This window comes from Aquabacter spiritensis, assembly GCF_004346185.1.
GTDB lineage: Bacteria > Pseudomonadota > Alphaproteobacteria > Rhizobiales > Xanthobacteraceae > Aquabacter > Aquabacter spiritensis.
Map to the genome: position 1 here is coordinate 26,993 of NZ_SMAI01000006.1, position 13,846 is coordinate 40,838.

Genomic DNA, 13,846 nt, shown 5'->3' on the forward strand with positions numbered 1-13,846 from the left:
AAGGACGATGCCCGAGACGCCGATCAAGACCCCCTGCATCAAGATCTGCGTGGTCGATCCGGCCAGCAGCCTGTGCATCGGCTGCGGCCGGTCGCTGCAGGAAATCGGCGGCTGGATTTCCATGTCGCCGGCGCGGCGCAGCGCGATCATCGCCGCTCTACCCGGCCGCCTCCGGGCGCTACGGGCCCGCGGCATCGACGTGGTGCCGGACTGATGCGGCCGAGCTGGCTCCTCGGCGTGCTGCTCGGCGGCCTGGCGCTGGCCTGCCTGCTGCTGATCGTCTTCCATGACACCGGCATGGTCCTGGGCATCGAATCCGCCCGTTTCGCCAGCCTGACGGCGCTCATCGCCTTCGGCGCAGTGGTCGGGTTGGGAACTTGGCATCGCTTCGCCCGCCGGATCGGCACGGCCGTCGTCGCGGCGCTGTTCTGGCTGGTCGTCGTGGCCGTGCTCGCGCTCTTCTACACCTATCGCGCGCCGCTCCGCGACGCCGCCGAGCGGGTGATGGCCGAACTCGTTCCGGGCTATGCCGCGCGCACCGGCGGCGCGCAGACCGTCGAGGTCGCGCGCACCGCGAATGGCGACTTCCGGATCAACGCCGTGATCAACGGCGTCGGGCTGCCGATGCTGCTCGATACCGGCGCGTCCACGATCGTCTTGTCCCAGGAGGCGGCCGCGGCGATCGGCCTTCCCCTCGCCACCCTGCGCTACGATGTGCCGATCGACACCGCCAACGGCCGCACCCGTGCCGCCGCCGTCACCTTGGAGCGGGTCGAGGTGGGGGCGATCGCGGAGCGGGGCGTCAGGGCGCTCGTCGCCGCGCCCGGCGCGCTGCGCGGCAGCCTGCTCGGCATGAGCTTTCTCTCGCGGCTGGAGGGATTCGAGGTGCGCGGCGACCGGCTGATCCTGCGCGGGCCGGCACGGTGATCGCGGCCCGGCCGGGGCCGCGATCCGATTACAGCATCTCCAGCCCGCTCTTGCGCCGGGGCGGCGGAAATTCGGCGTCGATGACGGCGAGGTCCTCGGCATCGAGCACGAGATCGGCGGCCGCGACATTGGCCCGGACATGGTCTGGTCTGGCCGCCTTGGGAATGGCGATCGCTTTCCCGCTGCGCATCGCCCAGGCCAGCGCCACCTGGAACGGGTCGACCCCGTGCTTGTGCGCCACGCCCCCCAATGCGCCGCCGCGCGGCAGCCGCGCCTGCTCGATCGGGCTATAGGCCATCACCGGGATGCCGCGCCGCTCGAGCAGCGGCAGCAGATCGAACTCCGGACCGCGGCGGCCGGGATTGTAGAGGATCTGGTTCGCCGCGCAGGCCGTGCCTCCGGCGGCGAACAGTTCGGCCATGTCGTCGGCGTCGAGATTGCTCACGCCCCAATGGCGGATCTTGCCGGCGGCCTGGAGCGCCTCGAACCCGGCGATCGTCTCCGCGAAAGGATGGCTGCCGCGCCAATGGAGCAGATAGAGATCGATGCGGTCGGTCGACAGCCGCTTCAGGCTGCGTTCGCACGCCAGGACCACGCCCGTCCGGCTGGCATTGTGGGGATAGACCTTGCTGACCAGGAAGACGCGCTCGCGATAGCCGGCGAGCGCCGCCCCGACCAGGGTCTCGGTGCGCCCGTCGCCATACATTTCGGCGGTGTCGACCAGCGCGGCGCCGAGATCGATGCCGAGCCGCAAGGAGTCGATTTCCGCGGCGCGCATCGCCGCACGCTCGCCCATATACCAGGTGCCGAGGCCGAGGGCCGGCACCCGCTCTCCGCCCGGAAGCTCGACCATCTTCATTTTCGCGTCTTCATCGCTGCGCCCCACCCGCCGACGACCTTAAAGAGGAGAGCGGGGCGAGGGAACGCGCAAAAAAGCCCCCCGCACGTCGTGCGGGGGGCCGTCGGCCGTCCAAAGCCTGATCCGATCAGCTTGCGGTGCAAGCTGATCGGCGCGTGCTCAAGCGGCGGGTCAGAGATAGCCGAAGATCTCGCTGAAGGCGTAGTCGCTCTGTTCGATGCCGCTGCCGATCGGCGAGACGGAGCCGATCACGTCGCCATTGTCGCGGCTGAGCGACCACATGGAGATGCCGGCGACGCCGTCGTTCGACTGCACGTAGTCGACCAATTGCTGGGCATCTTCCAGCGTGAAGATTTCAGAGGTGACATCGTTGATACCGATCATCGGCGTCACGATGAGGTCGGAGTCGAGGCCGATCGCCGCGAGCTGGGCGAGCGCCGCCGTGGCCGCGGAAATCGCATCGTCGCCCATGTCGCCGCTGTCGTAATAGGCGCCGTAATCCATCGCCATGATGTTGACCGCGGCGATCTCCACCCCGGCCGCCATGGCGCCCTGAAGCAGCGCCACCCCGGCCGCCGTCAGCCCGTCGGTCAGGACCGGGAGCGTGAAGGAGACCGCAAGGTCGGGATTGTCTTCCTGGAGCTGGGCCAGCGCCGCATTGCGCATCGCGTTCGCCGCGGTGTCGGCGATCGCGGCGCCCTCGATGTCGAAATCGAGCTTGGTGACGCCGTACCGATCGATCACCGATTGATAGGCCGCCTCCAGGGCCGCGACGCTGGAGAAGGTGGTCGCCGCCTCCTGCCCGTTGGCGCCGCCGAACGAGATCGTGACCTCGACCCCCTGCGCCTGGAGTTCGGCGATCTGGCTGTCGATCGTCGTACCGTTGGGCAGAGTGTCGTTCGCGATCGAGCCGGTCCCGCCCCAGCCGATCGTGTCGGTGCCGGACGACAGGACGAAGGCAAGGGTCACCGCATCCAGGCCCGCTTCGGCGACGATCCCGACCAGGTCCTGGCTGGAGGTCAGCGACATATCGATATAAGGCGAGAAGACCTTGTCGCTCTCCGACCCGCTGCCCAATTCGTCGGTCGTCACCACGATCGCATCGGACGGGGCGGAGGCGCCCGCCTCCCCCAGGGCGACGATCGCGAAGGCGTAGGAGGTTTCGGGCGCGAGGTCCGTCACCTTGAGATAGGTGGCGGTCGTGGTCGCGATCAGCACCCCGTCGCGATAGATCTGATAGCCGGTGACGCTGCCGACGCCGTCCACCTCGGCCGCATCCCAGCGCAGCGTCAGCGTGGTGTCGGACACGCTGCCCGCCACGAGATCCTCCGGCGCGTCCGGTGCGACGGGCGTGGTGTCCATATAGCCGATAAAGGTCCAGACCTGGCCGGAGCCGGAGGCCCCGCTATTGGTGGCGGGGGATGCGCCGCTGGTCCACCAATTCGCCTCATAGACGAGATTGCCGAGGCTCACCCGATCGCCGCCGACATAGACCTCGGTGGCCGACCACGGCGTCGCAAAGCCGGCCTCGCCATTCTCCCCGCCGGTCTCTCCCCCAGTCTCTCCCCCAGTCTCTCCCCCAGTCTCTCCACCGGTTTCACCGCCGGTCTCGCCGCCGGTTTCTCCCCCCGTCTCGCCCCCCGTCTCGCCACCCGTTTCGCCGCCGGTTTCTCCCCCCGTCTCGCCGCCGGCCAGCGCCGCCTGCCATTCGGCCAAGGCGGTCGGGTCCTTGGCGAGGATGTTGTCCATCGACAGGTCGGAGAGGCTGCCTCCGGTCAGCCGATAGGTCTGGCTGTTGGACGGAATCGCCACGACGACCGCGCCCTCGACCTCCGAAATGGTGAAATTGTCGGCGGAGAACCAGCCGAAATCGAGCTGGTCCAAGGCCGCGTCGAAGGCGAGGACGGAGGTCGTGCCCCAGGCCCAGGTGATCGTCGTGACCGTGCGCACGCCGTCGCCACCGGTTTCGCCGCCGGTCTCTCCCCCCGTCTCACCGCCGGTTTCGCCGCCGGTTTCTCCCCCCGTCTCACCACCGGTTTCGCCGCCGCCCTCGGCAGCCGCGAGCGCCGCCGTCCATTTTGCCAGTGCGGAGGCATCCTTGCCGGTGATGTTGGCCATCGTCAGATCGGACAGAGACACGTCCGTCAGCCGGTAGGTTTGGGAATTGGACGGAATGGCGACGACGACGGAGCCGCCGACCTCGGAAATGGTGAAATTGTCCGCGGAGAACCAGCCGAAATCCAGAACATCGAGATCGGTGTCGAAGTTGAGGACCGTGGTGCTGCCCCAGGACCAGGTAATGGCCGTCACCGTGCGCACGCCGTCGCCGACATGGCCGCCGGTGTCCTCGCCACCCGTATCCCCACCGCCGGTGTCTTCACCGCCCGTGTCCCCGCCGCCAGTCTCCCCGCCGCCGGTATCTCCACCGCCCGTGTCCCCGCCGCCGGTGTCCTCGCCACCCGTATCCTCACCGCCCGTGTCCCCGCCGCCCGTGTCCCCGCCGTCGAGGGTCACGATGCTGTCGAGCACGCCGTTTCCGCCGATCACGGTGTCGGGCGAGAGGTTCGAGGCGGCGGCGATTTCGGCGAGGCTCTTGCCGAGCACCCAGCTGTCATAGGCCGCCTTGAGCAGGCTCTCGGCAGAGCCCGTCGCATCGTTGGACAGGTCCCAGAACATCATGCCGCCGAGCCCCATCGCCTGCGCCCATTCGGACTTCAGCGCGATCGAAGACGGGGTTTCGATGGTCGAATAGATGCCGAGCTGCGCATTGTAGACATAGGCCGCTTGGGCCTCGTCGTCCCAATACAGCTCCCAGCCGCTGCCGGGTTCCTGGACCTTCGCCAGCAGGTCCTTGTAATCGTAGACGCCGGGCTCGAAGCTGCCCGGCGCGAGGCCGGTCGCGGGCGCGTTCCAGCCGCCGTCGCCGCCATCGGCCACGCCGCTCCAGGCGCGGGTGTACATCGGCGCGCCGAGCACGATCGCGGACGGGTCGACGCCCGCCGCGAGATAGAGGTCGACCGCGGTCGCAACGTCGTAATTGCCGCCGATCGTATCGACCAGCGGCGCCTGATGGCCGGTCACGCTCTCCCACCCGCCATGAAAATCGTAGGCCATGACGTTGAAGAAATCGACGTAGGGCGCGAGGCCTTCCAGGTTGAAGGTCGCGATCTTGTCGGCCCCGGCCGGCGAGGCGACCGAGATGGTGTAGTCGCGGCCGGTCTGCGCCTCGAGCGCGTCGAGCTGCTCGCGCACCGCGGCCAGGAGAAGGGCGTAGTTCGCGCCGTCCTCGGCCCGCACGCCGTTGCTGGAAAGGCCGCCGCCGCCGGGATATTCCCAATCGAAGTCGACGCCGTCGAACATGCTGTATTCGGTGAGGAAGTCGACCACCGACTGGGCGAAGACCGCGCGGCCCGCCGCGCTCGCCGCAACGTCGCTGAACGGCCCGGACAAGGTCCAGCCGCCGACCGCGATCGACACCCGCAGGTCCGGATTGATCGCCTTCAATTCCTCGATCTGGTGGAAATTGCCCGCCAGGGCCTGGTCCCAGGTGTCGGCCACGCCGTCGACGCTGTCCGCCGCCGGATGGGTCTTCTCGACCGCCGCATAGGAATCGTAGAGCGCGATCTTGCCCGAGGCGTCGATGCGCGCGAAGGCATAGATCAAGTCGGTCAGCTGCGCCGCCGGCACGTCGGCGATGTCGAAGTCGCGCGAATAGATGCCCCATTCGGGGAAGTAGCCGACCATGCGGGGGGCAGCCGCTGTTTCGATGGCGCTTGCCGCGAATACCGCAGCGTCCGCAGCCGCGGCCGGCGTGACCTCTTCCGGTGCGACCTCGTCGAGCGCGACTTCCGCCGGCGCGACGGAGACGTGGGTCGGCGCGGCGCTCGCCGCCGCTGCCGGCTCGGCCGCCGCCAGTGCCTGCGTCCACAGCGCCGAGGTGCCGGAATCGGACGCCAGGATGTTGGCGGCGGACAGGTCCGCGAGCGAAACGCCGCTGAGCGTGTAGCTCTGATCATTGGAGGGAATCGCGATCACGACCTCCCCGTTCACCTCGGACAAAGTGAACTGGTCGGCCTGGAACCAGCCGAAATCCAGCACGTCGACCGTCGGGTCGAATGCGATGTCGGCATGCACGCCCCAGGACCAAGTGAGTGTCGTCTTATTCCCTTTTCCCATGATGCCCTCGCCAACCCGTTTCGATGGCGGCATCTGTTCATGAACATTCCTTCATATTCAACCGGAGACCATCGAGATTCGTGCCGGCTCACAATGGCGTGATGATATTTTGCCGGTTTAAGGCCACCATTTGGGGAAATTTCCGTCCTGCAGCGGCGAAAGGGCGCCGCCTCTTGCAGAGCAATATCCAAGATGCGCTATGACTTTCGGACCGACCGGCTGCCGGCCGGCCCGTCTGCCTGACGGTGCGACGTCAGACGCGCCGAGGAAAAAAGTGTGTCGCCCGGCTCCACCTCCCCCCTGAAGTCCGCTTCGCCCTCACAGCTTCGCCTCGCTCCGCTCTGCCGCAGCGCCCGTCGGCAGCTCGGATTCGCCGCCGCCGGGATCTGTCTGGAAGCGCCCGACCTTCACTGGATCGATCTCGACGCGCGGGCCGATCCGCGGCTTTGGACCTTCGCGACCTCGCTGCGGGGCTGGCCGGCGGGCGACGGCATGGTCGCGGTTGCGGATGCGACGCGGGTCCCCCGCCTCGCCCATCAGCCTTATGTCGCCGGCGATCCCGGCCTTCGCTGCCTGGTGAGCATTCCCTTCGGATCCGTGCTGCGCGGGCGCCTGTCTTTGTATGACACGCGGATCCGCGAGGTCGGGGCCGACGAAATTGCCGCGCTGGGCGGGCTCGCCGACATTGCCGGGCAGATGCTCCGCCTGCTGGAGGAGACGCAGCAGGCGCTGCAGCGTGAGGCAGATTTTCGGATTCTGGCGGAGGCCTCCAGCGATACGATCGTCCGGGGCGATCTCGATGGGGTCCGGCTCTACGTCTCGCCCTCCGTCGAAGCGCTTCTCGGCTACACGCCGCAGGACCTTGTCGGCAAGCGGGCGATCGACATCGTCCATCCCGACGACGTGCCCGAATTCCGCAAGCTGATGCAGAGCATCCGGAACGGCACCCTGGACGTCGGCATCTGCGAGGTTCGCCAGCGCAACAAGGACGGCGCCTGGGTCTGGATGGAGGCCTCGGTCCGCCTCACTTATGATGCCGAAACCGGCCTTCCGACCGGCTATGTCTCGTCGGTGCGGGGCATGGACCGGCGCAAAGCGGCGCAGGCCCATCTGGAATATCTCGCCTCCCACGACGCCCTGACCGGCCTTGCGAACCGGGCGCTGCTGGACCAGCACGTGAAGGAGACGATCGCGCAATCGGGGCAGACCGGGCAGCGCGCCGCCTTCCTCTATATGGACCTCGACCGGTTCAAGCAGGTCAACGACACGCTCGGCCACGTCGCGGGCGACAAACTCCTCCAGCTCGCCGCCGCACGCTTGCGCGCAGTCGTGCCGGAACCGGACATGGTCGCCCGCCTCGGCGGCGACGAGTTCGCCGTCGTGCATCCGATCGAGACCGAGGCCGACGCCGCGCGGCTCGCGGAGCGTTTGATCGCCGCGATGAAAGCGCCGTTCGCGGTCGAGAATGCCGCGCTCTCGATCGGCCTCAGCATCGGCATCACCTTCATCGATCAGGCCGGCGACGATCCCGCCGACATCGTCGCGGCGGCGGACGCCGCGCTCTATGCCGCAAAATCGGCGGGCCGGAACACCTTCCGCATCAATCGCGGTTAGGCCCGGTCTGCAAAGCGCGGGCCGTGGCGGGCGGACCGCTGCGATGATCATCGCCCGCCGCGGCGGGGCGGCCATCCGTTGAGCACCTTCAGCGAGATCGCGCAGATCTGGCGGCCGGCCTCTTTAATATCCGAGACAAGAAGTTCGAAGCTCGATGGTTGCACGATTATGCAAACAATGCGTCGAAAGGTCGGGCTCCGGCTTCAAGCAGCTCCCCACATTCGCAAGGACAATATGCGACATAATTTCCATACCGGAAATACTCACCGGCCATTGCCGGATTGACGATGAAGAGACCGTCCCGCATCAGAAGACGGACCTTGTAGCCATTTCCCTCCAAAAGCCTGAACGCCGCCTGGATCGTGCCACCGGCGAGGGCCCAAGGAGCATTGTATTCGAATTGAAGAACGCGGATGCGCTGACCTCCAAGATATCCGGCAGCGCCACGCAAGACATTCAGATCGAACCCTTCAGCGTCGATCTTGAGAAAGTCGATCCTCTCGACACCACGTGTCTGCATTTCGATATCGAGCGTCGTCACCGGCACGGCGACGGCCTTCGCATCGGGATGGCTGTGCTGCGAGAGCAGGCTCGATGTCTCGCCGTACCCGGCCTCCTCCCAAAACCGGAGGGTTCCGGGCAAATCGCTTACGGCGCTTGCGACCACCTCGATCCCGCCGAACCCGGCCCCACGGAGCGCCGCGCGCAGGCGTTCGACCGTTTGAGGCCCGGGCTCGAAGGCAAGTCCTTTTGCATGGGTCATACGATCGGCAAACATCAGAGACCAGTTTCCGACATTAGCCCCAACATCGACGAAGTAACGAGACCTCGGCGCAACGACATCGATGAGTAACAACTCTCCGTTCTGGGTCGGCTCAATTCCAGAACTCAAAGACAGACCGATAATAGAGTTGCACTGCTCGCGCAATTTAATGGAAAAAGCCACGCCAAATCGATTCTTTGCAACAAGACGCTGAACCGTACCAACGAGTTTTTCCTTAATCATTCGAACATCCTACCGTCACATTGCACGGCATCACCGCACTTAATTTGGCCGGAGGAAATCCCTCGCCGCGTGTCCCACCTGGCTTAGAATCGCGTTGCGCTCGCTCCGGGTCAATACTGTCGTCCCACAGGCCACGACCAAAAAAGAACTGAGGCAGAGGCCTATGCTGAGGCGCGTCGGCCAACGCACTTCGAACCATTGATCGGCAAACAGGCACCCCGTCAGGACGAGAGTAAGGAGTGAGAGCGGAACCATCCAAGCGCGCCAGATGCCGTCCGGAAAGTGGCGCGGCACGACCACCATCAGAGCAAATATCCCAGCGGCCATGCTGATCGTCTGACAGGCGAGATAACCGGCCAGACCATAGCGGGGGATCAGCACATAGGCACACAGAGATACGATCGCGGCTTGGAAGATGCCGGCTGCAATGAGGGTGCGCGACCGGCTCATCGCAAGCAGGCCCCCAGTCAAGGTGGAAAGCAACATGGTGGGAACGAAGGCGGTCAGCGCCACGACGCCTGCGGTCCGGGCCTGGGCAAAGGCCGTGCCGAAGAGGACATCAATGAAAAACGGCCAGAGAGTGCCAAGACCGATTACAAGGCAAAGCGAAAGAATCCAGATCGCACGAATCTGGTTGAGCAGCGCATTCGGACTGCCGCCAGCCTCGAGACGCCCGGCCAATTGCGCCACAAAAGGACCAGCCAACGCCGCCGGAACGAGAGTCGCGACACTCATCAGTGTTTGTGTTGCGCGCAGGTCGCCGAGTGCTTCGACCCCGGCAACGCGACTGAGATAGGCCATGCAGAGAAAGTCGACCGGAACCAGCAATAGCCCATTCGCATAGAATGGAAAGCCGATGCCGAGGAGCGAACGTGCCTCTCGGGCCGGCCATCTCGGGCGCAAGTGAAGGCCATGCTTGCTCAGTTCAGCCTTCAACCGAAGACCCAAAAGAGAGAGACCCGCCAAATTTGCAGCCGCCAGTCCCCAAACGGCGCCATCGACTCCAGCGATAAACCCGCCGGCCACCGTCGCGACAAGAAGCAACACGCCGCTGAGAGCGCTGATGCGCGCATAGGCGACGAAGGCATTGAGCCCGGCAAACGCAGTGTAGAAAAACTGGGTCAAGGTCAAAGCGAAGAACACGACGGCGCCCACCTTGACCAATGACGCGAGCTGCGGCGCGTGGAACAGTCCGGCCGCAATCTGATCGGACAACAGCGACATGACAACAGCGCCGACGACCGCGATCAAGCAGAACAAGGAGAGCCCCTCGCCCAGCGTCGCCTCGATGCGCGCCCGTTCGCCCCGGACGACCAGCTTGCCCAGGCCGACATGGAGGCCGGCATCGAGCCCGCAGCGGGACACGCTAAAAAACGTCTGGCTGGTCGACTGGACAAAGGCATAAGCGCCGACCCCCGAGACGCCGAGCAGGCGCGCTAGAACCGTCACGGATACGAGGCCCATTCCCCGCTGCAGAAACCCGAGCGCCAGCATGGCTGCTACGTTCCATAGCAAGGTCCGGCCGTGTGACGTCATGTCGGCGACCGAATTCGCCTCGACAGGGCGATCCGGACGGGACGCACGAGACCGCGGGCAAAGGCCGTCACGGAATTGCGCAGCATCGGACCCGAGAGATGGCCCTCGATCATCAGATTTGCAACCGTGACTGCCGATGCGCCGATCAACCGCATACACTCGCTGCGCCAGATCGCTTCGGTGCGTGGGGTGGCATGCCGTGCGGGAGCGTCCAGTCGAGGCGAATGTAGTCCCCGCTCAAGCATCTGGGCCAGACGATGCGCGTAGGTGTGCTGCGAAAGGACGAGGTGTCGACCACAGTCGGCAATGGCTTCGCGCTCGGCATCGTGCGTTAGATAATAGGTCACCTTTTCCACGGCCTCGTCAGCCGTGCGATATGTGACGAAATGTTCGCCCTCGCGGCCGATCCGACATAGTCCTGGGACATCGCGATCCGTGATCAAAAGCGCGCCGCTCGTCATGGCTTCAAAGAAACGCATGTTAAGATCATGATTTATACTTTTATTTATGACGATCTTTGAGCGGCTATAAACGTGCCCCATCTCCGTGGGAGTATGATAGCGGGCATAGTCATTGGTCGAAAACCGCGAAAGGACCTGCTCCAGAACTGTGCGGCGCGCGCTCCCCGGCGGCCCGAGCTTCCCGACGAAGCCAATGTCGTAGATTCGCGTCTGCGCCGGAACATGGTGAACGCGCGGATCGCCTGCGAGAGGCAGCCAATGGACACTAGGATGCGGAAGGCGGGTAAAATCGACGACGCGGTCTTCCTGGGCGACGAAAACGTGATCGCAATAGCGCGCATAAGCGAGGCGCGTCGGGAGATCGAGATGTACGTCGATAAAATAGCCGATCACCGGACAGGGAGCCATCAGCAGCGGCTTGACGGCGCCGAACCACGGGTCGACGACGATGAGGTAATCGAGATCAGCCAGATCGCGCGCATTTTCGGCCGATGCGAGAGGGCGCAACTCGAAATGCGCCTCACGGACAGCGCGTTCAATATAGCGCGCGGTCGTCGCCTGCTCATCCGTCGCTAGAATGCCGATGCGCATCACGATTCCCAGTCCGTCGTATCGAACATCTCAATTACTCGCCGGGACGGTCAGCTGGGCCGTCATTCCCGTGTGGGCGAACATGCCCCCATCTCTCGCCACGGGGCAATGTCTAGGTCCGCAATCTGGTACCATAACGTTTGCGAACGGCCCGCTCCAATCGCCCGGCTGGTAGAGCCGTCAATTTTTGGCGCCTGGCCCGCCGGGCGGCTTTCCGTCCTTCGTGATCCCGCACACTCCGCGAGCCGCACAGGGCACGCCGCCGCAAGGCTTGCATACAGGCCCGTTTGAGCTTTGTCAGGAGCGACCATCCAGCCAAAAGATGCTCGGAGGGAGCAATTCTTCATTTTGTTCGTTGTCTGAAGATCCAGCGTACGCGCAGGGGTTCGTGCGCCGGAAATCGGGTGCTTCGCCGCGTCCCAATGGACCCCGTGGACCTCTGCCGACCGCACCATGGACGATCTGCGTCAGGCGGAGACCTCCAGACAACGCGGCTGGCGCAATGACATTCTACTTCCCACCTCGACGAGGACGAGATCGCCCGGGCTTTCCGCCGAGACCTGGTCACGCGGTTCCAACACACCGCGCGCAGCACCGCACCAACGAGAAGATGCCGATGCCCTATCCGCAGACCCAGCGTATCGACGTCGTCGAAGAGCAATTCGGCGTGCAGATCACGGACCCCTATCGCTGGCTCGAAAGCGATGCCGGCCGCGCTCCGGAGGTCGCCGCCTGGATGAAAGCCCAGGACGAGGCCGCCCGCGCCCATCTCGCCGAATTGCCAGGGCGCGACAGATTTCGCGCGCTCCTGTCCGACCTGTTCGATCACGAACGCCTCACCGCACCGACAAAGCGGGGCGATCGCTACTTCTTCACCCGCAACGGCGGGCTCGACAATCAAGCCGTGCTCGTCGTGCGCGACGGCGTGACGGGTCCGGACCGGGTGCTGATCGATCCGAACGGCTGGTCTGAGGACGGCGCAACGGCACTTGCGGAATGGTCGCCTTCCGAAGACGGGCTGCGCCTCGCCTTCGCGGTGCAGGACGGCGGGACCGACTGGCGCACGATCCGCATTCTCGACATCCGGACCGGAAAAGTCCTCGCGGATCGGATCGCCTGGGCCAGGTTTACGTCCATCGCCTGGGCGAAGGATGGGTCCGGCTTCTTCTATTCTCGATATCCCGCGCCGGGGGACGACGGAATGCCCCAGGCCCAATTGGCCGGGCATGCCGTTTTCTTCCATGCCCTCGGGACATCTCAAGACGCAGATCGGCTGGTCTATGCGACACCCGATCTGCCGCATCTCATTCACATCGCCGGCGTGACCGACGATGGCCGCTATGCGGTCATTTATTCGTCTCCGGGCTCGGGCGGCAGCGCGCCGACCGTCGTCGACCTGACGCGCGCCGACTGGCCATCCCGGACGCTCGTCGCTGACTTCGACAATTACTGGAGCATTGTCGGCAATATCGAGAGCAAGCTCTTCTTGACGACCCAATGGGGCGCGAAGCGCGGACGGATCGTAACGCTCGATCTCGGCGACGCCGAGCCCCACTTCATCGATCTGATTCCCGAACAGGCGGCGGTGCTGAACGACGCGGCGCTGCTCGGCGGCCGGCTCATCCTCGCCTATCTCGCCGATGCGAAAACGCAGGTCCTTGGTTACCGCACGGATGGCACGCCCGACGGCATCGTCGAACTTCCGGGAATCGGGAGCGCAGGCGGCTTCAGCGGCCGCGCCGCGGACAGCGAAGCCTTCTTCGTCTTCACCAGCTTCAATGCGCCGACCACGATCTACCGGTACGACGCGGCGGCAAATTCCAGCTCCGTATGGGCGGCGCCCAAGGTCACCATCGATCTCGACGCGATTGCTGTCGAGCAGCGATTCTATGCCTCCAAGGACGGCACCGAGGTGCCGATGTTCATCGTCCGACGCAAAGACATCGGTGACCCCGCACCGACCCTTCTCTCTGCCTATGGCGGGTATGGGATCAGTATGATCCCGGTCTATTCCCCCGCCCAACTGGCATGGGTCGAGCAAGGCGGCGTGCTGGCGATCGCCAACATCCGAGGCGGCGGGGAATACGGCAAGGCCTGGCACGATGCCGGACGCTTGCGCAACAAGCAGAACAGCTTCGACGACTTCATCGCCGCCGGCGCCTATCTGAAGGCCGAAGGCATCGCACCCGAAGACGGCCTCGCCGTCCAGGGCGAGTCCAATGGCGGGCTTCTCGTGGGTGCCGTGGTCAATCAGAGACCCGACCTCTTCGCGGCGGCGCTACCCGGGGTCGGCGTGATGGACATGCTGCGCTTCGACCGCTTCACCGGCGGTCGATTGTGGGTCAGCGAATTCGGCGATCCGGCCGACGCGGCGGATTTCCAGACCCTTCTCGGCTATTCGCCCTACCACACGATCCGATCCGGCACGCCCTACCCTGCCGTGCTCGCCACCACGGCCGACACGGACGACCGTGTCGTCCCGGCCCATAGCTTCAAATATGTCGCGGCCCTCCAGGCCGCCGACCTCGGCGATCGCCCCCGCCTCCTGCGCATCGAACCGCGCGCCGGGCACGGCGGGGGGAAGCCGATCAAGAGGGCGATCGAGGAAATCGCCGACATGTGGGCCTTCGCAGCGCACTGGACGGGCCTGAAGACCTGACGGCGACGGGTCCTTCC

At 65.3% G+C, this 13,846-nt stretch carries 9 protein-coding genes; 4 read left to right on the forward strand and 5 right to left on the reverse strand.

What is annotated here, in order from left to right:
* Window positions 1–7: 7 nt before the first annotated feature.
* Both EDC64_RS11105 and EDC64_RS11110 read left to right on the forward strand, forming a co-directional pair.
* Window positions 8–214 carry a DUF1289 domain-containing protein gene (locus tag EDC64_RS11105; RefSeq protein WP_132031374.1) on the forward strand — a complete coding sequence of 69 codons (207 nt, stop codon included), beginning with the start codon at window positions 8–10 and terminating at the stop codon, window positions 212–214.
* Window positions 214–927, forward strand: a complete 714-nt coding sequence (locus EDC64_RS11110; RefSeq protein ID WP_132031375.1) for a TIGR02281 family clan AA aspartic protease — start codon at window positions 214–216, stop codon at window positions 925–927. Before EDC64_RS11105 ends, EDC64_RS11110 begins: the two co-directional genes overlap by 1 nt.
* A 28-nt stretch (window positions 928–955) precedes the next feature.
* Here EDC64_RS11110 and EDC64_RS11115 read toward each other — a convergent pair whose 3' ends face one another.
* Window positions 956–1,786 carry an aldo/keto reductase gene (locus tag EDC64_RS11115; protein WP_132031376.1) on the reverse strand — a complete coding sequence of 277 codons (831 nt, stop codon included), beginning with the start codon at window positions 1,784–1,786 and terminating at the stop codon, window positions 956–958.
* A 171-nt stretch (window positions 1,787–1,957) separates the two neighbouring features.
* A complete protein-coding gene (locus EDC64_RS11120) occupies window positions 1,958–5,962 on the reverse strand; it encodes a glycosyl hydrolase family 18 protein (protein ID WP_165933722.1) in 4,005 nt (1,334 codons plus the stop codon).
* 276 nt (window positions 5,963–6,238) lie between these two features.
* Between EDC64_RS11120 and EDC64_RS11125 the strand changes: the two genes are divergently transcribed.
* The gene (locus tag EDC64_RS11125; RefSeq protein ID WP_132031378.1) at window positions 6,239–7,576 is read left to right on the forward strand and encodes a sensor domain-containing diguanylate cyclase; all 1,338 of its coding nucleotides are present in this window, start codon (window positions 6,239–6,241) and stop codon (window positions 7,574–7,576) included.
* Window positions 7,577–7,742: 166 nt separating this feature from the next.
* Here the strand turns inward: EDC64_RS11125 and EDC64_RS11130 are convergent, their stop codons facing one another.
* The 3 genes from EDC64_RS11130 to EDC64_RS11140 are packed head-to-tail and all read right to left on the reverse strand — an operon-like array spanning window position 7,743 to window position 11,170.
* On the reverse strand, window positions 7,743–8,582 hold the full coding sequence (locus EDC64_RS11130; protein WP_132031379.1) for an FkbM family methyltransferase: 840 nt from the start codon (window positions 8,580–8,582) through the stop codon (window positions 7,743–7,745).
* A gap of 39 nt (window positions 8,583–8,621) precedes the next feature.
* Window positions 8,622–10,118 carry an oligosaccharide flippase family protein gene (locus EDC64_RS11135; RefSeq protein WP_132031380.1) on the reverse strand — a complete coding sequence of 499 codons (1,497 nt, stop codon included), beginning with the start codon at window positions 10,116–10,118 and terminating at the stop codon, window positions 8,622–8,624.
* Window positions 10,115–11,170 carry a CgeB family protein gene (locus EDC64_RS11140; protein WP_132031381.1) on the reverse strand — a complete coding sequence of 352 codons (1,056 nt, stop codon included), beginning with the start codon at window positions 11,168–11,170 and terminating at the stop codon, window positions 10,115–10,117. Before EDC64_RS11140 ends, EDC64_RS11135 begins: the two co-directional genes overlap by 4 nt.
* A gap of 616 nt (window positions 11,171–11,786) precedes the next feature.
* Between EDC64_RS11140 and EDC64_RS11145 the strand changes: the two genes are divergently transcribed.
* Window positions 11,787–13,829, forward strand: coding sequence for a prolyl oligopeptidase family serine peptidase (locus EDC64_RS11145; protein ID WP_132031382.1), 2,043 nt, complete (start codon window positions 11,787–11,789; stop codon window positions 13,827–13,829).
* The last annotated feature ends 17 nt before the right edge of the window (window positions 13,830–13,846 follow it).

Bases quoted from the DNA above. Each gene is read 5' to 3' on its own strand.
- EDC64_RS11105 (WP_132031374.1), top strand. From the start codon at position 8: ATGCCCGAGACGCCGATCAAGACCCCCTGCATCAAGATCTGCGTGGTC.
- EDC64_RS11145 (WP_132031382.1), top strand. From the start codon at position 11,787: ATGCCCTATCCGCAGACCCAGCGTATCGACGTCGTCGAAGAGCAATTC.
- EDC64_RS11110 (WP_132031375.1), top strand. From the start codon at position 214: ATGCGGCCGAGCTGGCTCCTCGGCGTGCTGCTCGGCGGCCTGGCGCTG.
- EDC64_RS11130 (WP_132031379.1), bottom strand. From the start codon at position 8,582: ATGATTAAGGAAAAACTCGTTGGTACGGTTCAGCGTCTTGTTGCAAAG.
- EDC64_RS11115 (WP_132031376.1), bottom strand. From the start codon at position 1,786: ATGAAGATGGTCGAGCTTCCGGGCGGAGAGCGGGTGCCGGCCCTCGGC.
- EDC64_RS11140 (WP_132031381.1), bottom strand. From the start codon at position 11,170: ATGCGCATCGGCATTCTAGCGACGGATGAGCAGGCGACGACCGCGCGC.
- EDC64_RS11120 (WP_165933722.1), bottom strand. From the start codon at position 5,962: ATGGGAAAAGGGAATAAGACGACACTCACTTGGTCCTGGGGCGTGCAT.
- EDC64_RS11135 (WP_132031380.1), bottom strand. From the start codon at position 10,118: ATGACGTCACACGGCCGGACCTTGCTATGGAACGTAGCAGCCATGCTG.